This window comes from Streptomyces sp. TRM68416, assembly GCF_014596915.1.
Classification (GTDB): domain Bacteria; phylum Actinomycetota; class Actinomycetes; order Streptomycetales; family Streptomycetaceae; genus Streptomyces.
Window position 1 is genome coordinate 95,321 of record NZ_JACVWU010000009.1, and the last position, 17,138, is coordinate 112,458.

The 17,138-nt window shown below is 74.1% G+C and carries 16 protein-coding genes; 7 read left to right on the forward strand and 9 right to left on the reverse strand.

The window, feature by feature from the left end; genetic code table 11:
- Positions 1–121 precede the first annotated feature (121 nt).
- The 4 genes from ICC28_RS16430 to ICC28_RS16445 all read right to left on the reverse strand — a co-directional run bounded on the left by ICC28_RS16430 (position 122) and on the right by ICC28_RS16445 (position 5,299).
- Positions 122–3,232, reverse strand: a complete 3,111-nt coding sequence (locus ICC28_RS16430; protein ID WP_188289316.1) for a sacsin N-terminal ATP-binding-like domain-containing protein — start codon at positions 3,230–3,232, stop codon at positions 122–124.
- A 75-nt stretch (positions 3,233–3,307) separates the two neighbouring features.
- A complete protein-coding gene (locus ICC28_RS16435) occupies positions 3,308–3,745 on the reverse strand; it encodes a DUF6174 domain-containing protein (protein WP_317454028.1) in 438 nt (145 codons plus the stop codon).
- A 52-nt stretch (positions 3,746–3,797) separates the two neighbouring features.
- Positions 3,798–4,370, reverse strand: coding sequence for a hypothetical protein (locus ICC28_RS16440; protein WP_188289317.1), 573 nt, complete (start codon positions 4,368–4,370; stop codon positions 3,798–3,800).
- Between the two features lie 2 nt (positions 4,371–4,372).
- A complete protein-coding gene (locus tag ICC28_RS16445; protein WP_188289318.1) occupies positions 4,373–5,299 on the reverse strand; it encodes a DUF3027 domain-containing protein in 927 nt (308 codons plus the stop codon).
- A 273-nt stretch (positions 5,300–5,572) separates the two neighbouring features.
- Here ICC28_RS16445 and ICC28_RS16450 point away from each other — a divergent pair, with 273 nt between their 5' ends.
- The 4 genes from ICC28_RS16450 to ICC28_RS16465 all read left to right on the forward strand — a co-directional run bounded on the left by ICC28_RS16450 (position 5,573) and on the right by ICC28_RS16465 (position 9,020).
- The gene (locus tag ICC28_RS16450) at positions 5,573–6,994 is read left to right on the forward strand and encodes an MFS transporter (protein ID WP_188289319.1); all 1,422 of its coding nucleotides are present in this window, start codon (positions 5,573–5,575) and stop codon (positions 6,992–6,994) included.
- Positions 6,995–7,072: 78 nt separating this feature from the next.
- Entirely contained in the window at positions 7,073–7,543 is a 471-nt protein-coding gene (locus ICC28_RS16455) for a DUF2771 domain-containing protein (protein WP_188289320.1), read from the forward strand.
- Entirely contained in the window at positions 7,513–8,184 is a 672-nt protein-coding gene (locus ICC28_RS16460) for a futalosine hydrolase (protein WP_188289321.1), read from the forward strand. The genes ICC28_RS16455 and ICC28_RS16460 overlap by 31 nt, the downstream gene beginning before the upstream one ends.
- Positions 8,181–9,020, forward strand: coding sequence for a 1,4-dihydroxy-6-naphthoate synthase (locus ICC28_RS16465; protein WP_188289322.1), 840 nt, complete (start codon positions 8,181–8,183; stop codon positions 9,018–9,020). Before ICC28_RS16460 ends, ICC28_RS16465 begins: the two co-directional genes overlap by 4 nt.
- 25 nt (positions 9,021–9,045) lie before the next feature.
- On the opposite strand, the gene ICC28_RS41255 is transcribed toward ICC28_RS16465, so the two are convergent.
- Positions 9,046–9,429 carry a cold-shock protein gene (locus ICC28_RS41255; RefSeq protein ID WP_186284442.1) on the reverse strand — a complete coding sequence of 128 codons (384 nt, stop codon included), beginning with the start codon at positions 9,427–9,429 and terminating at the stop codon, positions 9,046–9,048.
- Positions 9,430–9,594: 165 nt separating this feature from the next.
- Here ICC28_RS41255 and ICC28_RS16475 point away from each other — a divergent pair, with 165 nt between their 5' ends.
- Entirely contained in the window at positions 9,595–9,852 is a 258-nt protein-coding gene (locus tag ICC28_RS16475) for a hypothetical protein (protein WP_188289323.1), read from the forward strand.
- Here ICC28_RS16475 and ICC28_RS16480 read toward each other — a convergent pair.
- Both ICC28_RS16480 and ICC28_RS16485 read right to left on the reverse strand, forming a co-directional pair.
- Positions 9,840–10,484, reverse strand: coding sequence for an HAD family hydrolase (locus ICC28_RS16480; RefSeq protein WP_188289324.1), 645 nt, complete (start codon positions 10,482–10,484; stop codon positions 9,840–9,842). The two genes, ICC28_RS16475 and ICC28_RS16480, sit on opposite strands and share 13 nt — an antisense overlap.
- A gap of 64 nt (positions 10,485–10,548) precedes the next feature.
- Positions 10,549–11,547 carry a hypothetical protein gene (locus tag ICC28_RS16485; RefSeq protein WP_188289325.1) on the reverse strand — a complete coding sequence of 333 codons (999 nt, stop codon included), beginning with the start codon at positions 11,545–11,547 and terminating at the stop codon, positions 10,549–10,551.
- Between the two features lie 236 nt (positions 11,548–11,783).
- Here ICC28_RS16485 and ICC28_RS16490 point away from each other — a divergent pair, with 236 nt between their 5' ends.
- Positions 11,784–14,300: a helicase C-terminal domain-containing protein gene (locus tag ICC28_RS16490; RefSeq protein ID WP_188289326.1), complete on the forward strand. Its 2,517-nt coding sequence runs from the start codon at positions 11,784–11,786 to the stop codon at positions 14,298–14,300.
- Between the two features lie 103 nt (positions 14,301–14,403).
- Here the strand turns inward: ICC28_RS16490 and ICC28_RS16495 are convergent, their stop codons facing one another.
- Positions 14,404–14,955 carry a hypothetical protein gene (locus ICC28_RS16495; protein ID WP_188289491.1) on the reverse strand — a complete coding sequence of 184 codons (552 nt, stop codon included), beginning with the start codon at positions 14,953–14,955 and terminating at the stop codon, positions 14,404–14,406.
- Between the two features lie 199 nt (positions 14,956–15,154).
- Here ICC28_RS16495 and ICC28_RS16500 point away from each other — a divergent pair, with 199 nt between their 5' ends.
- Positions 15,155–16,798 carry a DNA repair helicase XPB gene (locus tag ICC28_RS16500; protein ID WP_188289327.1) on the forward strand — a complete coding sequence of 548 codons (1,644 nt, stop codon included), beginning with the start codon at positions 15,155–15,157 and terminating at the stop codon, positions 16,796–16,798.
- A 55-nt stretch (positions 16,799–16,853) separates the two neighbouring features.
- Here the strand turns inward: ICC28_RS16500 and ICC28_RS16505 are convergent, their stop codons facing one another.
- Complete coding sequence (locus ICC28_RS16505; RefSeq protein WP_188289328.1) at positions 16,854–17,036, reverse strand: hypothetical protein; 183 nt, start codon at positions 17,034–17,036, stop codon at positions 16,854–16,856.
- Between the last annotated feature and the right edge of the window lie 102 nt (positions 17,037–17,138).

A 17,138-nucleotide genomic window follows, 5' to 3' on the forward strand; every position in this document is an offset into this window, starting at 1 on the left:
GACGCGTGCGAATGGTTGTACGGAAGAGGGGATTCGGGCGCGGGAGGTTGCGCCCCTCCGTGTGAGCCCCGTCTCGTTCCCAGTCCCAGTCCCAGTGCCAGTGCCAGTGCCAATGCCAGTCTCAGTCGAACCACCGGTCCCGCGCCAACTCCCGCGTTCGCGACGGGTCCTCCAGCAGCGCGGCCACCTCGAAGCGCCGCGGCCACTGTCCCGCCGCCCAGGCGAGACCGGCCGCGACCCCTTCCAGGGTGGCGGCGTGCAGGACGCCGTCGTCGGTGAGGCGCCAGTCGATCTCCACGCCGTCGACGAAGAGTTCCTCGTGTTCGAGGTACGAGGACGGGGTCCGCGGGCCCAGCAGCGCCCGCACCGACTCCGGTACGTCGTGCTCGGTGCCCTCGGAGTCGACCCGGCCCGTCACCGACTCGCTCAGCCGCCGCACCTGGAACAGTTCGGCGAGTTCGGCGGCGCGCGCCGGGCGGACCGGCAGCAGGGGGACGCCCTCGGTGAAGGGCAGCAGGTCGGGCGAGTCGACGACCACGGCCTCGGCCGCGTCCACCACCTCCACCCGCCCGTCGACGACGGCCCGCAGCTCGTCCGGCAGGGTCACCTGCTCGGGGTCCAGCTCGGCCAGCGCGCCGTACAGGGCGTGCAGTTGGGCGCCGGTCACCGCCCGCTCGGGGTCGGCGAGCCGGTCAAGCAGTTCGGCGGCGCCGCCTGGCTCGTCGAGCAGGGCGGCAACGGAGGTGCGCACGCCGAGCGCCCGGAGTACCTGCTCGTCGTCGAACCCGGTCGCGTCGGCCTCGTCGTACAGGCCCCGCAGGAGCGGGTCGCCGCCGGCGGCCAGCAGACCGGCCGGGCGCCGCCCGTCGAGCACCGGGTGCCCGCGCAGCCACCAGGCCGTGTAGGGCCGTACGACCTCGTGGGTGCCGTCGGGCAGCAGGATCCGCACCTGCTGGGTGAGCGCGTCCCGCAGCGGCGGCTGGGCGAGCAGGGCGAGGGCCTGCGGCCACTTGTCGTCGTCGACGAGGTCCAGGTCGCGTACGGCGACCAGCTCGGTGGCGACCGGCGGCACCGGGGTGTCCGGGAAGCGGTCGAGGATGTCCTCGCACCACACGTCCACCGCGTCCAGCAGCCCGGCGTCGTCCGGTTCGGCGAAGTCCCCTTCGCGGGGCTCCAGTTCGTCGGGGTCGAGGACGACGTCGGTGGCCCGCACGAGCGCGAAGCCGGCCAGCACCCCGCAGGCCGCCAGCGGCTGTTCGCCCCACTTCTCGGCCAGCTCGGCGTCGACCGCGGCGAGTTCGCCCTCACGGATGACGGACGCGAACGGGCTGCCGGGCAGGACGAGTTCACCGGCGGGCGCGAGTTCCCCCTCCTCGTCGGGCAGGGCGAGGGCGCCGAGCCAGGGCTCGTCCCCCGGCTCCAGGTCCGCGTCCCGGACGAGCGCGAGGACGGTGTCGGCGAGTTCCTCGGCGTCGGGGGTGTCCGCCTCCCAGTCGAGGCCGCCGTCGTCGTCCAGGGAGGCGGCGACAGCCGCCCGCACCTGCGGGGTGGTGAGCACGGCCCGCGGGGTGCCGGGCAGCGCGCCCAGCTTCTCCAGCAGCGGGTGCGCGGCATCCGGGTGGGCAACCTTCAGGCCGAGCCGGGTGAGCACCTCCGGGTCGACCCGGGAGGCGTCGGGGGCGGGCAGCAGCACCTGCCGGGGCCCGATGGTGGTCCGCCCGTCGGCCAGCGGCACGGGCAGCCCGGAGAGCCGGTCGGGGTCGACGCCGGCGAGGCTGTCGTAGAGCCGCCGCCACCAGCCCGGGTCCTTCTCCAGGCCCGCGAGCCGGTCGACCGCGTCGGTCAGCGGCACCCGCGCCACGCCCAACGTCCGCAGCTCCACGCGCCGTTCGAGGCCGGCCGGGAGGAGGGTGGGCAGCACCTCGGCGAGCACCCGCACGGTGTCGCTCCCGGCGCCCTCCACCACCTCGGCGTCCCGCGGCCGCAGCGCCTCGGGCAGTTCGTCGTCGTCGCCGGCCTCGAGGGCGGGCGGCAGGAACGCGGTGCGCGGCAGCCGCTCCAGGATCGCCGCCCGCAGCGCACCGTCCAGCTCGCCCTTGCCCAGCGGGCCGGGCACGAGATCGATGACGCCCGCGGTCACCGGCCGCCAGTCGGCGAGGAGTTCGGCGTAGGCGTCCGCCGCCCGCTGGACGAGGAAGTCGGTCAGCGGGCCCGGGGCGGCGTGCCGGCGGGTGGTGTCCAGCGGGAACGACCCGATGAGCAGGGCGGGCACGCCGAGGGGCTCGTCGCTGGGCGTGGGCGCGTGCACGACGGGGCTGGTACGGGGCCGGGCCGGGGCCTGCGTGTCGTCCACCGGTACGGCCCAGGTGAGCGACCAGTGGGGGCGCAGCCGCTCCTCCACGGGCCGGTCGGCGAGCAGTTCGGGCGTCAGCGGCCCGTGCGCGGACGCGGTACGCCAGCGGGTGGCGCCGTCCCGGGAGTCCTCCACGACGGTGAAGGCGCCGTCGGTGCGCCGGGTGATCGTGCGCACGGTGTCCGTCTCGACCACGACCTCCTCCAGCCCCGGCAGGGCGAGGAGCAGGGCGTCGTCGACGGCGTTCAGCAGCCGCTCGGCGAGGTCGGCGGCGGGCGTGTCCCGCAGGGGCAGGATGACGGCCGTGTCGTAGGGGGCGGGGGCGGTGCCCTCGGCGGCGAACGGGAGCCGCAGCAGGGGCACATGGCCGTCCCGGCGCCGGATCTCGTCCCCGAGCCCGGGGCTGTGCCGGGCGGTGTCGGCGGCGAGGTCCCGGGCCTCGGCGAGGGACCACCGGACACCGCCGTGCCGCCCCACGACCGCGGGCTCGTCGGTGACGGACAGCACGGCCGCGAACCCGACGCCGAACCGCCCGACGGACGGCGTGTCCCGCTTCGCCGACGCCCTCAGCGTGGCGAGGGACTCGACCCCGGCCGCGTCCAGCGGGGCGCCGGTGTTGGCGGCGACGAGGACGCCGTCGCGCAGCGTGAGCCGGAGCCGGCCGGGCACGCCCGCGCGGGCGGCGGCGTCGGCGGCGTTCTGCGCCAGCTCGACGACCAGGCGGTCCCGGTAGCCGCCGAGAACGAGGTCCTCCTCGGCGTTGGCGTCCTCCCGGAACCGGGCGGGGCTGGTGGCCCACGCGTCCAGCACCCCACGCCGCAGCCGGGCGGTCCCGAACGGATCAGCCCCCTCGGCTGCGGGCCGCACGAACTTGCTCACGTTCATTCTCCTCGTCGACGTGAGGACGAAGGTACCCCCTGGTGCCGAACATGAGCGCGCGGGACCGCGGCCGCCTCAGCGGGCCGCGGGCCGGTAGCCGCCGATGACGTACTCGGCCTCGTCGTCGATGGCGTTCTCGTCCCAGTCCAGGGTGATCCGCGTGGGGCGCCCGTCCGCCGCGTACTCCGCCTCCGCGGTGTCGGCCCGCTCCTGGCGCGCCTGCTCCAGCAGCTCCACCAGCCCGCCGATGGTCGGGACGCGGTCCGGCCGCTCGGGCAGGTCCCTCAGCACCCGCCGGCTGTCGTCGTCCAGCCCGACGGCCTCGACGACCTCGCCGTCCCGCACGGTCACCCGGAAGGTGCCCCACAGCACCTGGGTCGCGGAGGTGAGCGTGTACGCGTAGGAGCCGGGCTCCTTCCACACCGGCGCGGACACCTCCGGCTCCCCGCCCCCGCCACCGCACCCGGCGGCCAGCACGGCCCCCACGACAACGAACCCCAGCCTGCGACCCACGACACCCCTCCACAGACGACTACGCCTGTGACGCGGCACCCCGCGGGAACGTTCAGCCGAGGGAAGGCGGCGGAGGCGGCGGCCCCACCCGCCCGCCCCGCTCCTGGTCGTAGCGCCGCACGAGCTGCCGGTTCCGCTCGTACCAGCGCCTCATCCGTCGAGGGATCACGAAGGCAGCCACGGCGCACGGAACACCGAGGCCCAGCACGACACCGGCGGCCGCACCGGGGTCGTCGCGCAGCGCCCACGCGACGAGCAGGCTGCCCAGACCGAGCAGCGTGAAGAGCACGACGAGGCTCCTGATCCCGCCGTTCCCCCACTCCTCGTGGGCGTCGAGTTGCTGCCGTCTCGTCGCCATTTCGACGCCGCCGGGCGGCAGCAGCGCCCCGCCCGTCCGCAGCCGGTCCAGGGTCTGCCCGGCGCGGCGGCGGGCGAGCGGGGAGTCGTCGCGCACGTAGACCAGGCGCGCGACGCTTCTGCCGCGGATCTCGGTCGACTTGAGCGCGTAGCCCAGCTCATGGCCGATCGCGGTGATCCTGGCGGTGTGCCGCCCCTCGAAGCCGCCCAGCACGAACTCGGCACGGCCCCGCCCGTCGAAGTGGGCCAGGATCTCCGGGTCCCGCACCGCTACGAGTGCCCGAGGTCCGCCGCGTCCTCGTCGGAGACGTCCGGTACGGAGCCGGAGTCGGCGGCCGGGCGCAGGGGGAAGGGGTCGACGCGGGTCTCGTCGATGACCGGCGGGGCCGGCTGCGGGGGCTTGGGCATGACCGCAGCCTCCGAGTGGCCGCCGCAGCCGTAGGTCAGGGAGACGACACGGCCGTCGGCGGGGGCGAACTCGTTGGCGCAGACGCCGAAGGCCTGGCCCAGGGAGCCGCCGATGGGCATCAGGAAGCCGCAGCTGACGCAGGAGGCGGGGGCGGCCTGTGCCATCGGGGTCTTGGCGCCGTACGACTCCTCCCAGCGGTCCGCGGCGACATGGAGGCCGTAGCGGGACAGGACGCGGGCGCGGCGCATGCCCAGTTCCTCGGCGACCGCGGCGATCGAGCCCCGGGTGGGAACCTCCGGGAGGCTGGCGGGGGTGCCCGGTGTGACCTCGGCGTCCTCGGCCTCCACCAGCTCGGCCATCTCGTGGGAGACGACGGAGTTCGGCGCGGGCTCGTCCTCGCCGGTGTAGCCGGGCTCCAGGCGCAGGTCCTCGGCGTCGGTGGGGAGCAGGTCGCCCGGGCCCATGTCGCCGGGGCGCAGCCGCTCGCTCCACGGCACCCACTCGGGGGCCAGGAGCGCGTCCGGGCCCGGCAGCAGGACCACCTCGTCCAGCGTCACGACCTTCGCGCGGGACGCCCGGGCCACCGTGACCGCCCAGCGCCAGCCGCGGTACCCGAGTTCCTTGCACTCGAAGAAGTGCGTGACAACGCGGTCGCCCTCGGACACAAGGCCCACATGCTCGCCGACCACTCCGGGCGCGGCAGCCTCCTCGGCTGCGGTGCGGGCGAGGTCGACCGCCTCGGCGCACAGGCGGTCGGGGGTGCGGCTTCGCGTTGTCGCTGCGCTCACAGGTATCGCTTCTCTCCTACGCCGTCTCTCGGGTGCGGCCGCCTGAAGGCTTAAGGGGCGGGCAGACGGAGCGGACCTGTGGACCGCGTCGACGTCCGCGCCCCCTCGCACTCGGGCGCACCTGACACATCCATTCTGCGGGATGGCCGAGATACGCACGCTACCTGCTTGCGTGCGCTTGGCCTACACCGACGGTCGCAAACCACTGACAAAGGCACAGCCATACGTGCGGGAACCGCACTACGTACGGCCATCTCGGGGCACTATGGCGTCGTGGCAGCCGCGAGGACGCCCCAGGGAGCCACCGGTGTCGGCGGGGACAGGGGCAGTGAGAACGGCGGTACGGGCCGGATGCGCGGCGCCGTCCGCTCCGTCGGGCGTGCCCTGCACTTCCCCCTCACGGGCCCCGCGCGCGGCATCCGAAAGGCGACCCACGCGCACGGGGCGGGCGAGTCCGGCCTCGGCAAGCTGATCGAGCTGCATGGCGTGAACGGTGCGGGCGACGTCATGATCACCGTCGCGCTCGCCTCCACGGTGTTCTTCTCGGTGCCCACCGACGAGGCCCGCGGCCGGGTCGCGCTCTACCTCGGCATCACCATGGCGCCCTTCACGCTCCTCGCCCCGGTGATCGGCCCCCTCCTCGACCGCCTCCCGCACGGCCGCCGGGCCGCGATGGCGGGCGCCATGCTGGCCCGGGCCTTCCTCGCGCTGATCCTGGCCGGGGCCGTCAGCACCGGCAGCATCGAGCTGTACCCGGCCGCGCTCGGCGTCCTCGTCGCCTCCAAGGCCTACGGGGTGGTCAGGAGCGCGGTCGTGCCACGACTGCTGCCACCACGGTTCTCGCTGGTGAAGGCCAATTCCAGAGTGACCCTCGGGGGGCTGCTGGCCACCGGGGTGGCCGCCCCGGTCGGCGCCGGGCTCCAGACGCTGGGCCCGCGCTGGCCGCTCTACGGCGCTTTCGTGATCTTCGTCGTGGGGACGTTCCTGTCGTTCACGCTGCCGCCGAAGGTCGACTCGGCCAAGGGCGAGGACACCGCGCTGCTGGCGGCGGACGAGGAGCACCTGCACGGGCCGCACCTGAAGCCCGTCAAGCGGCCGGGCCTGAGAACGGTCGGCCCCGCCGTCACCCACGCCCTGGGGGCCAACGCCTCCCTGCGCTGCCTGTCCGGCTTCCTGATCTTCTTCCTGGCGTTCCTGCTGCGCGAGCACCCCATGTCCGGCCAGAGCGCCGCGGTGTCGCTCGGCATCGTGGCCGTCTCGGCGGGGGTGGGCAACGCCTGCGGTACGGCGGTGGGGGCGTGGCTGCGGTCACGGGCGCCGGAGGTCATCATCGTGACCGTGGTGGCCTGCGTGCTGGGCGCGGCGATCACCGCCGCGATCTTCTTCAGCGCGGCCGTGGTGGCCTGCCTCGCGGCCGTCGCCGGGTTCGCGCAGGCGCTGGCCAAGCTGTCGCTGGATGCGCTGATCCAGCGGGACGTGCCGGAACTGGTGCGCACCTCCGCCTTCGCCCGCTCCGAGACACTGCTCCAGGTGTCCTGGGTGTTCGGCGGCGCGGTCGGCATCGTCCTGCCGCTGAACGGCGCCCTCGGCCTGTCGATCGGCGCCACGATCGTGGCCGTCGGCTGGCTGGGCACGGTCCGCGGTCTGATCGCATCGGCCCGGCACGGGGGCCCTGCCCACACGCGCGTGACATAGGACCGGAGGGGCCCTCCCCGCACGGCACGCCGTACCCCACGTAGAGAGAGCGCTGGACGGGCCCGATAGCCTTCGCCCATGACCATGCAATCCGCTGTGCGACGCCGCCGCGCCGTCGCCGCCGCCGGCGCCGTATCCGCCGGACTGCTCGTCCTGTCGGCCTGCGACAAGCCGACGCCGATGTCCACGATCACCGTCGGGTCGTCCTCGGTCAGCGAGGAGGCCACCTGTGGTGGTGAGGGCGAGACCCTCAAGGCGGCGGACCTGGCGAAGTGCCTGAAGGAAAAGGACATCAAGTCCATCACCGTCGACCCGGAAGAGACCGTCCGCTTCGGTGTCGACCCGGAGATCGCCGACGAGGGCTGGACGATCCTGATGAACGGCCAGCCGCTGACCGACTCCAGCAAGAAGACGTACCGCACCATCCCGGGCAGCGTGTTCTTCAACGCCCAGTACGGCGCCCAGGGCAACTCCACCCTGGTGTCGATCAAGGGCGGCGAGAAGGAGCCGACCGGCCTGTGGTCCTTCAAGCTGAAGAAGGACGACTGACCACGTCCGGCGCACGCATCCTCGTAGCCACCGCCGTCCCCGCCGAACGGGACGCGGTGGCGCGGGCGTTCACCGGTGAGGTACTGGCCGTCGGAGCAGGCCCCGCCCGCGCCGCCGCCGGTACCGCCACGGCCCTCGCCACGGCCCCCTACGACCTCGTCGTCTCCGCCGGTATCGCCGGCGGCTTCCAGCCGTACGCCCCAGTCGGCTCCCTCGTCGTCGCCGACGAGATCACCGCCGCCGACCTGGGCGCCGAAACGCCCGACGGGTTCCTGCCGGTCACCGAACTCGGTTTCGGGACGGTCACCCACCGCCCGCCCGAGGCACTCGTACGGGAGATCGCGGCCGCCACCGGCGCCCGCCCCGGCACCGTCCTCACCGTCTCCACCGTGACGGGGACGGCCGAGCGCCGGGACGAACTGCGCGAGCGCCACCCCACCGCCCTCGCCGAGGGCATGGAGGGCTTCGGGGTCGCCGAGGCCGCCGCCATGCACGGAGTGCCGGTGCTGGAGATCCGCGCGATCTCCAACCCCGTCGGCCCCCGCGACCGCGCCGCCTGGCGCATCGGCGACGCGCTGGAGGCGCTCACCGAGGGCTTCGGGAAGCTCGCACCCGTCCTGGAGAGTTGGAACACGGCATGAGCCTGCAGATCGCGTACTCCCCCTGCCCGAACGACACGTTCGTCTTCGACGCCCTCGCCCACGGCCGCGTCCCCGGCGCGCCCGCGCTGGACGTGACCTTCGCGGACATCGACATCACCAACGGCATGGCCGAGCGCGGCGAGTTCGACGTGCTGAAGGTGTCGTACGCCGTCCTGCCGTACGTCCTCGACGAGTACGCGCTGCTGCCCTGCGGGGGCGCGCTGGGGCGGGGCTGCGGGCCGCTGGTGCTGACCCGGGAGGCGGGCGCGGACCTGACCGGCCGTACGGTCGCCGTGCCGAGCGAGAAGTCGACGGCCTACCTGCTGTTCCGGCTCTGGGCGGCGGACACGCTGCCCGCCGGGGTCGGCGAGATCGTGGTCATGCCCTTCCACGAGATCATGCCCGCCGTACGGGACGGGAAGGTCGACGCCGGACTCGTCATCCACGAGGCCCGCTTCACGTACCGCACCTACGGCCTGCACAAGCTCGCGGACATGGGCGAGCACTGGGAGGACACCACCGGGCTGCCCATCCCGCTCGGCGCGATCATCGCGAAGCGGTCCCTGGGGGCGCAGACGCTGACCGGCCTCGCCGACGCCATCCGTACGTCCGTGCGCGCCGCCTGGGACGACCCCGAGGCCTCCCGCCCGTACGTCATGCAGCACGCCCAGGAGATGGACCCGGCCGTCGCCGACCAGCACATCGGGCTGTACGTCAACGAGTTCACGGCGGAACTGGGCGAGGACGGCTACGCCGCCGTCCGCGGCCTGCTCACGCGCGCGGCGGCCGAGGGGCTGCTGCCGCCCCTCGGCCCGGATGCGCTGAAGTTCCCCTGAGAGGTCCCTGCCTGGACGGGGGTGCCTATACGTCGAGCTGGTCGGCCACCGCGCGCAGCAGACCGGCGATCTTCTTGCCGGAGGCCTTGTCGGGGTAACGGCCCTTCTCCAGCATCGGTGTGATGTTCTCCAGCAGAGTCGTCAGGTCCTGCACGATGGAGGCCAGTTCGTCCGGCTTCTTGCGCTGCGCCGCCGCGACCGAGGGGGTCGGGTCGAGAATCGTGACGGAAAGGGCCTGGTCACCGCGTTGACCGGCGACGACCCCGAACTCCACCCGCTGCCCCGGCTTCAGGGTCTCGACTCCGGCGGGGAGGACCGAGGAATGCACGAAGACGTCACCGCCGTCGTCGCGGGAGAGAAAGCCGAAGCCCTTCTCACTGTTGAACCACTTGACCTTGCCGGTAGGCACGTCTGTCCTCGTCCTCGTACTCGTCGGAAAACTGCTTCTGAAAACGGCTCTTGATAGCACTCGGGCGGGTCGACCATGACCCGCCGGTACCAAGGCTAATGGTCTTCGGGCGGGTGACAAGACGTCCCCCGGTTGTTCCTTCGGGCAGGGAACTACCCTGGTCCGGTGCGTGACAAAACCCAAACGAATTCCGCCTCGCCCGGTGACCGACTGATCCGAGCCGGAGCGATCGTCTTCCTCGTCGGTACCGTGGCCACTCTCGTCACCGTGGCCCCGCTGCTGCTCGGAACGACGCCTTTTCCGACGTACATGTTCGTGCTGAGCATGCTCATGGGAGTCGGTTTCCTGATCGCGGGCGCGGGCGTGCTCCAGTCGATCGCGGCCGGAAGGCGGCAGGCGCGGGCCGGACGTCAGGCGCTGTAGCCCGCCAGCCAGGCCGGGAAGTGCGTGAGGTCGGGCAGGACCACGTCCGCGCCCGCCGCGCTCAGCTCCTCGGCCGCGCAGGGGCCGGTCGCCACGGCCACCGACAGGGCCTGCGCCGTCCGGGCCCCGCGCACGTCACCGACGTGGTCGCCGACGTAGACGCCCGCGCCGTACTCGCGCAGCGCCTCGGCCTTCTGCTCGGCCCACAGGTCGCCGACGACCGCGTCGGGCTCGATGCCGAGGTGCTCCAGGTGCAGCTTGGCATTGGGCTCGTACTTGGCCGTCACGACGACGGCCCGTCCGCCCGCCGCGCGCACGGCCGCGATCGCCTCGGCCGCCCCGGCCATCGCGAGCGAGGGGGCGATGGCGTACTCCGGGTACATCGACCGGTACAGGTCGGCGATCTCCGCCACCCGCTCCGCCGGGAACCAGTGCGCCAGCTCCTGCGCCAGCGGCGGCCCCAGCCGCGAGACCGCCAGGTCCGCGTCGACATAGGTCCCCGTGCGCTCGGTGAGCGCCGTGAAGGCGGCGTGGATGCCGGGGCGCGAGTCGATCAGGGTCATGTCGAGATCGAAACCGACGGTCAGCGGGCGTACGGACGCGGAGCGGGTCGTGGTGGCCATATGGGCCATTGTGCCCAGGCGCCCGGCCACGGCTGCGGCTGGGGATCTCCGACCGGGCAAGCCGGGCACGCCCTCACCGCTGCCGCTGCGATCTCCACACCAGGTACAGCGCCGACGCCACCGCCGCGCCCCGCACCACCCACGGCCAGGTTCCGGCGACCGCGTCGCCCATCCCGTCCTCGGGGATCGGCGTGCCCCAGCGGCCGTCGGTGCGCCCCCACAGCCACACGACGCCCGCGGTGACGGCGAGGCCGGGGAGGACCAGGACCGCGCCCTTCTTCTCGGCGTCGGTCAGCCGCCGGGAGCCGTAGGCGATGAGCCAGCCGAGGATCAGGACCAGCAGGTTGCCGAGGACCGCGCCGGCGAGGAGGAGGGCGGCGGCCAGCAGCAGGAGCGGGTTGTTCCACCCCTTCAGGCCGGCGGCCGACCGCGGGAGCAGCCTGCGGCGCCTGACGGGCTCGGCCTCCTCCTCGACGACGGCCGAGGGCTCCGGCGCCTTCGGCGTCTCCGGCTTCGGCTCCTCCCGCTGCTCCTTCGGCGGCGGAGGCTTGAGCAGCTCCGGGATCTCCACGCCGCCGACGAACCCCGGCACCTCGTCCCGGATCCCGCCCCCGCCCCCGCCCCCGAACGGGCTGCCGTCCACCCGCCACCAGTCCGGCTGCGCCGCGCTGTCGCCCAGCTCGTCCGCCTTGGCGAGATGCGGCGGCGACGGCGCGTCGGCGGGCGACGCGGTGTCCTCGGCCGGCCGCGGCCTCGGCACGATCCGCCGCAGCCCCTTGCGCTCCCCCTGCGCGGCAGGCTGTACGGGTACGGAGGCGGCCGGTGTCACGGGCGCAGCGCCGCCGCTCCCCCCGGCCGCCGTGACGACGTCGTCGGGGCTGCCCAGGCGGTCGATGATCCGGCGGACGGCGGCGGGACTGTCGACGGCCACCTTCGCGCGACGCCGGTCGATCTCATTGCGCAGCTCCGACACCAGCCGCATCCGCGTGGCCGACGGCAACTGCCGCTGCTGCGCCACGTCACCGACGCGGCTGAGATACTCGTAGACGACCTGATCGCTCTCAATACCCACGAAGTCCCTCCGGGGGTCGGTGCGTTGAAATCCCGCCGGATGACGGTATCGCGTCGACGCGGGTGGCTTGTTCGGTGCAGGGCCGCATTACTCAGCCCGTCCGGCGTTTGAGGACGAGGCCGTTCAGGCCGAAGCGGGGGTCTGGGGGCGCAGCCCCCAGGGACGCGCACGCACCCCCGCCCGGCCGCACCGCACCACGGCCGACCCGTCGGAGACAACCCGCTACCGTGGGTCGGATGAGCGACCCGGCACCCCCGCCCCGTTCCCTCGCGGAAGCGCTCCGCGCGCGGGACGACGCCTCCCTGGCCGTGCTGCTGCGCAGCCGCCCCGACCTCATCACCCCCGTCCCGACGGACCTGACGCAGCTCGCGACGCGCGCCGGCACGCGCGCGTCGGTCGTGCGGGCGCTGGAGCGGCTGGACCGGTTCGCCGTGCAGACGGCGGAGGCGCTGGCCGTGGCGCCGGACCCGGCGACGTACGAGGAGCTGCTCGGCCTGATGGCGGGCGACGAGGGCGACGCCACCGTCACCGGAGCGCTCCCGCACGCCCTGGGCACCCTCCGCGCGCAGGCCCTCGTCTGGGGTGCCGACGACCGCCTGCGCCTCGTCCGCACCGCCCGCGAACTGCTGGCGCCCTCGCCGCAGCACCCGTCCCCGACGGGGCTCGGGCCGACGGTGCAGGAGGCGACGGCGGGCATGTCGCCGGGGCGGGTGCAGGAGATCGTCGCCGCGGCCGGGCTGCCCTCGACGCACGACGCCGTGTCCGCCGTGGCCTCGCTCACCGGCCTCTTCACCGACCGGCGGCGCATGACGGCACTGCTCGCCGACGCCCCCGAGGAGTCCCTGGAGGCGCTGTCGCGGCTGGTCTGGGGGCCGCCGTACGGGCAGGTCACCGCCGATCCGGCACCCCGGCTGCGCTGGCTGCTGGACCGCGGTCTGCTGCTGCCGACGACGCCCGGCACGGTCGTACTGCCCCGTGAGGTGGCCCTGCATCTGCGGGCCGGCCGCGCGCACCGGACGACCGAGCCGTTGCCGCCCGCCGTGGAGGTCGCGGCGACCCACCGTCCACAGGCTGTGGACGCGACGGCGGCCGGGCAGGCCTTCACCGCGCTGGCGACCGTCGAGGAGCTGCTGAAGGACTGGGACGAGGGCGGCCCCGCGGTGCTGCGGGCGGGCGGGCTGAGCGTCCGCGACCTCAAGCGCACCGCCGTCGCCCTGGACGTCGCCGAGCCGGTGGCCGCGTTCTGGGTCGAGCTCGCCTACGCGGCCGGCCTGATCGCCTCCGACGGCGAGGCCGACGAGCGGTACGCGGCCACCCCCGCCTACGACGAGTGGCTGGAGCAGCCCCCGGACCGGCGCTGGGCGCGGCTGGCGGAGGCCTGGCTGACCGCGACGCGGACGGCCGGACTGGTCGGCGGCCGGGACGCCAAGGACCGCACGCTGTCGGCGCTCGGCCCCGGCCTCGACCGCTCCGCCGCACCCGAGGTACGGCACCGGGTACTGACGCTGCTGGCCGGGCTGCCGGAGGGCGCGGCCCCGGCCGCCGAGTCCGTGCAGGCCCGCCTGCACTGGGAACGCCCGCAGCGCCGCGAGGAGGACCTGCGCTCCCGGCTCGCCCGGTGGACGCTGGACGAGGCCGAGCTGCTGGGCGTCACGGGCCGCGGCGCGCTCTCGTCCCACGGGCGGGCGCTGCTCGGGGCCCCCGCCGCGCGCACCGCGGACGAGACCCCGAAGGACGGCCCCGGCGACAAACTCCCCGTCCACCACGTGCCGCACCGCATGCCGCCCCACCCGCAACCCCTGTCACCCCCCGAGCAGGCCGCCGCCACCGCCGCCCGGCTGCTCGCCCCCCTCCTGCCCGAACCCCTCGACCACGTCCTGCTCCAGGCCGACCTGACGGCGGTCGCCCCCGGCCCGCTCAAGCGCCCGTTGGCCGCCGTGCTGGGCGTGCTCGCGGACGTGGAGTCCAAGGGCGGCGCGACGGTGTACCGCTTCACGCCCGGTTCGGTACGGCGTGCCCTGGACGCCGGCCAGTCCGCGTCCGACCTGCACGCCTTCCTCGCCGCGCACTCCCGTACGCCGGTCCCGCAGCCGCTGTCGTACCTGATCGACGACGTGGCCCGCAGGCACGGCCATCTGCGCGTGGGCGCGGCCTCCGCGTACGTCCGCTGCGACGACGACGCGATGCTGAACGAGATCCTCGCCGACAAGCGCGCCGCCGGCCTGCGCCTGCGCCGGCTGGCCCCGACCGTGCTGGCCGCGCAGGCCGACCCGGCGGCCCTGCTGGAGGGCCTGCGCGCGATGGGCTTCGCGCCGGCCGCCGAGTCCGCCGAGGGCGACGTCCTGATCACCCGCGCCCACGCCCACCGCACCCCGCCGCGCACGCCCCCCGAGCCCGTCCCCGACGGCCCGCCGGTCCCGGACGCCACGCTCCTGACGGCCGCGATCCGCGCCATCCGCGCGGGCGACGCCGCCTCCACCACCCCCCGCAAGGAGACGACCCCCGCCCGCACGGACGGCGCCCTCCCCCGCACCAGCCCCGCCGAGACCCTCGCCACCATGCAGGCCGCCGTCCTGACCGGCGAGCCGGTCTGGATCGGCTACGTCAACGCCGAGGGCGCCGCCAGCCAGCGCGTCATCGCCCCCGTCCGCGTCGAGGGCGGCTTCGTCACGGCCTACGACCACACGGCGGACGAGGTACGGACGTATCCCCTGCACCGGATCACGGGGGTGGCGGAGCTGGCGGACGACTGAGGGCCTGCCCGGCAGGTGACCTGCCCGACAGGTCTCCGGCGACGGGGAGCCCGCCGCCCAGCCGGGCATCCTTGCCCGGGCGACCCTGGCCGACGGCCCCGTGTCAGCAGGCGCCGACCGGGGCGTTCGCCGGTAGCCGGAAATGGGCTCGGGCCGCCGCCTCCAAGGTTTCGGACGACATCGGGTCCTCGGCCGCGGACTCGGCGAGGAGACCGAAGCGGGACCGGGTCCACTCCGCGTATCCGGCGCCGTCGGGCGGCTGCTCCCGCGAGACGACCCGGTAGCCGCCGTCGGCCGCCCGCTCAAGCCGCACGACCTGCGGATACCGCCCGCCGCTGCACTCCACCAGGGCCTCGTCCCGCGCCCCGTACTCCATGCACAGCGTGTTGACGCCCGCCCGCACCTGCCCGTCGCGCTCGTCCAGCTGCAGGGCCTCCGCCCGGCAGAACCAGCGCGCCCCGATCCCCGGCACGGTCTCCCCGTACCCGCTCCCCCGCGAGTCCGCGGCGAGCCGCGCCTCTATCACCGGCCGCACCTCGCCCCACAACCGCTCGTCGACCCCGGCGGCCGACCACATCGCCCAGGCCCCGGCCGCCACGAGCACCCCCACCGCTCCCCCACCGGTCACCCAGCCGCGCACCGACAGCCCCGCCATACCGCCCACCGCCCCTCCCCGCACCACACCCCCGTGTGCCGCTCGTCCGATCAGACGGTCGAGGACTGCCCGGGGTTGCCCCCGCCGCACCTCAGCGCTGAACCGGGTTCCCGTGGGTCGCGGAGCTCACGGACGCCTGAGCCCGATCGGCCGCGGTTGAGGCACACTGGACGTTTGGCCGTGCGGAAGGGATGCGTACGTGAACGGACCGCTGATCGTCCAGTCGGACAAGACCCTGCTCCTGGAGGTCGACCACGAGCAGGCCGACGAGTGCCGTCGGGCCATCGCGCCGTTCGCGGAGCTGGAGCGGGCGCCCGAGCACATCCACACCTACCGGGTGACCCCGCTGGGGCTGTGGAACGCGCGGGCGGCCGGGCACGACGCCGAGCAGGTCGTGGACGCGCTCGTGCAGTTCAGCCGGTATCCGGTGCCGCACGCGCTGCTGGTCGACATCGCCGAGACGATGGACCGGTACGGCAGGCTGACCCTGTCCAAGCACCCCGCGCACGGGCTGGTGCTGACCACCACCGACCGGCCGGTGCTGGAGGAGGTGCTGCGGTCCAAGCGGATCGCGCCGCTCGTGGGCGCCCGGATCGATCCGGACACGGTCGTCGTGCACCCCTCCGAGCGCGGGCAGATCAAGCAGACCCTGCTGAAGCTGGGCTGGCCCGCCGAGGACCTCGCCGGGTACGTCGACGGCGAGGCGCACCCGATCGAGCTGGCCGAGGACGGCTGGGCGCTCCGGCCGTACCAGAAACAGGCCGTGGAGAACTTCTGGCACGGCGGCAGCGGGGTCGTGGTCCTGCCCTGCGGTGCCGGGAAGACGCTGGTCGGGGCCGGTTCCATGGCCCAGGCCAAGTCGACGACGCTCATCCTCGTCACCAACACCGTCTCCGCGCGGCAGTGGAAGCACGAGCTGGTGAAGCGGACCTCGCTGACCGAGGACGAGATCGGCGAGTACAGCGGGACGAAGAAGGAGATCCGGCCCGTCACCATCGCCACCTACCAGGTGCTGACGACCCGGCGGAAGGGCGTCTACCCGCACCTGGAGCTGTTCGACTCCCGGGACTGGGGGCTGATCGTCTACGACGAGGTGCACCTGCTGCCCGCGCCCGTGTTCAAGTTCACGGCGGACCTCCAGGCCCGGCGGCGGCTGGGGCTCACGGCGACCCTGGTGCGGGAGGACGGGCGGGAGTCCGACGTGTTCTCGCTCATCGGGCCCAAGCGGTTCGACGCGCCCTGGAAGGAGATCGAGGCGCAGGGGTACATCGCGCCCGCCGACTGCGTCGAGGTCCGGGTGAACCTGACGGACTCCGAGCGGCTGGCGTACGCCACCGCCGAGGCCGAGGAGAAGTACCGCTTCTGTGCCACGACCGCGACGAAGCGGAAGGTCACGGAGGCGATCGTGCGGCGGTTCGCGGGCCAGCAGATCCTCGTCATCGGGCAGTACATCGACCAGCTCGACGAACTGGGCGAGCATCTGAACGCCCCCGTCATCAAGGGCGAGACCTCCAACGCCCAGCGCGAGAGGCTCTTCGACGCCTTCCGTGAGGGCGAGATCAGTGTGCTGGTCGTGTCGAAGGTGGCGAACTTCTCCATCGACCTGCCGGAGGCGACGGTCGCCGTCCAGGTGTCGGGCACCTTCGGGTCACGCCAGGAGGAGGCCCAGCGGCTGGGACGGGTGCTGCGGCCGAAGTCGGACGGCCACCAGGCGCACTTCTACTCCGTCGTCGCCCGGGACACCATCGACCAGGACTTCGCCGCCCATCGCCAGCGCTTCCTGGCGGAGCAGGGGTACGCGTACCGGATCATGGACGCGGACGAGCTCCTCGCGGAGAGCTGAGGCGACGACGCCCGGGGCGTCACTCGCGAGGGCTGGGGCTACGACGCCCGGGGCGTCACTTGCGGCGCACGCCCGCTTCCTCGGCGTACTCGCCGAGGACGACTACGTCGAAGGCGGCGCCGACGAAGACGCGGATCGCACGCACGGCGTCGCCCAGGCGGTGGTGGTGGCTGCCGAGGACCGGGCTGGCGCCGGAGGCCGGGCGGCCGGGGGCTGGGTTGATGGTTGCTGCGCTCATGTCTCCATGGTGGATTCCCGGACATAAAGGGGGCATCGGCCCGGAGGGCGAACCGGTCCGCCGACGCGTAATACCCGGGAGGGAGGCGCCCCGTCAGGGAGG

What these genes read in the sequence shown, in the direction of transcription:
- ICC28_RS16455 (WP_188289320.1), top strand. Translation starts at nt 7,073, where the DNA reads ATGACCATGCAATCCGCTGTGCGACGCCGCCGCGCCGTCGCCGCCGCC.
- ICC28_RS16465 (WP_188289322.1), top strand. Translation starts at nt 8,181, where the DNA reads ATGAGCCTGCAGATCGCGTACTCCCCCTGCCCGAACGACACGTTCGTC.
- ICC28_RS16480 (WP_188289324.1), bottom strand. Translation starts at nt 10,484, where the DNA reads ATGGCCCATATGGCCACCACGACCCGCTCCGCGTCCGTACGCCCGCTG.
- ICC28_RS16490 (WP_188289326.1), top strand. Translation starts at nt 11,784, where the DNA reads ATGAGCGACCCGGCACCCCCGCCCCGTTCCCTCGCGGAAGCGCTCCGC.
- ICC28_RS16495 (WP_188289491.1), bottom strand. Translation starts at nt 14,955, where the DNA reads ATGGCGGGGCTGTCGGTGCGCGGCTGGGTGACCGGTGGGGGAGCGGTG.
- ICC28_RS16505 (WP_188289328.1), bottom strand. Translation starts at nt 17,036, where the DNA reads ATGAGCGCAGCAACCATCAACCCAGCCCCCGGCCGCCCGGCCTCCGGC.